This is a genomic window from Streptomyces sp. NPDC006691, assembly GCF_042869955.1.
Lineage (GTDB): Bacteria > Actinomycetota > Actinomycetes > Streptomycetales > Streptomycetaceae > Streptomyces.
Genome location: NZ_JBIAGW010000056.1, coordinates 1 through 1,090, shown reverse-complemented (window position 1 = coordinate 1,090; position 1,090 = coordinate 1). Strand labels below are relative to the sequence as shown.

Genomic DNA, 1,090 nt, shown 5'->3' with positions numbered 1-1,090 from the left:
ATCCGCGGTTTGGGCCGTGGGTGGGGTTGGGGTTGCAGGTTTTTGTGGTGGTGGTGTTGGCGGTGCGGCGGGTGTGGCCGTTGGTGGTGTTGGGTGTGGCGACGGTGTCGGCGGTGTTGATGTCGTTGTCGGTGTGGTGGGTGCCGGGGTTGTTGGTGACGTCGGTGGATGGGTCGGGGGTGTGGGTGCCGTTGGCTGCGCCTTTTGCGGCGTATTCGGCGGTGGTGTATTCGTCGCGGCCGCGGGGTGCGTGGGTGTTGACGGGTGTGTTGACGCTGGTGGCGACGCGGTTGTGGGAGTTGTCGTTCGCGGTGGCGGCGTCGGGGGTGTTGTTGACGGCGGTGCCGGCGTTGTTGGGGATGTATGTGGCGGCGCGGCGGGGGTTGATTGTGGCGTTGACGGAGCGGGCGGAGCGGGCGGAGCGGGAGCAGTTTTTGTTGGCGGAGCGGGCGCGGGCGGAGGAGCGGGTGCGTCTTGCGGGGGAGATGCATGATGTGGTGACGCATCGGGTGTCTTTGATGGTGTTGCAGGCGGGGGCGTTGCGGGTGGTGTCGTCGGATGAGCGGGTGCGGGCGGAGGCGGAGGGGTTGCGGGCTGCGGGGTGTCAGGCGTTGGAGGAGTTGAGGGATTTGGTGGGGGTGCTCAGGTCGCCGGAGAGTGCGGTGGGGTTGGTGGGGTCGGGTGTGGGTGGTTCGGGTTCTGGTGTGAGGGTGGGTGATTGGGGGTTGTCGGTGTTGGTGGAGGAGTGTCGGGCGGTGGGGGTTGAGGTGGAGTTGAGTGAGTCGGGGGATCGTTCGGTGTCGTCTCCGGTGGTGGTGCGGACGGCGTATCGGATTGTGCAGGAGGCGTTGACGAATGTGCGGAAGCATGCGCCGGGGAGTGGGGTGTGGGTGGAGGTGCGGTATGAGGCGGATCGGGTGCGGTTGAGGGTGCGGAATTCGGCGCCGACGGCGGTGGCGGACCGGGAGTTGGCGTCGTCTGGTTCGGGGAGTGGGTTGAAGGGGTTGCGGCAGCGGGTCGAGCTGGTCGGGGGGACCTTCGAGTCCGGACCACGTCCCGACGGCGGATTCTGCGTCGAATCCGTACTGCC

1 protein-coding gene is annotated in these 1,090 nt (G+C 67.5%); it reads left to right on the top strand.

The annotated features are described in order from the left end of the window. Positions 1-32: 32 nt before the first annotated feature. On the top strand, positions 33-1,090 hold a 1,058-nt coding region (locus tag ACFYNP_RS38365; protein WP_388792090.1), incomplete at its 3' end, for a sensor histidine kinase.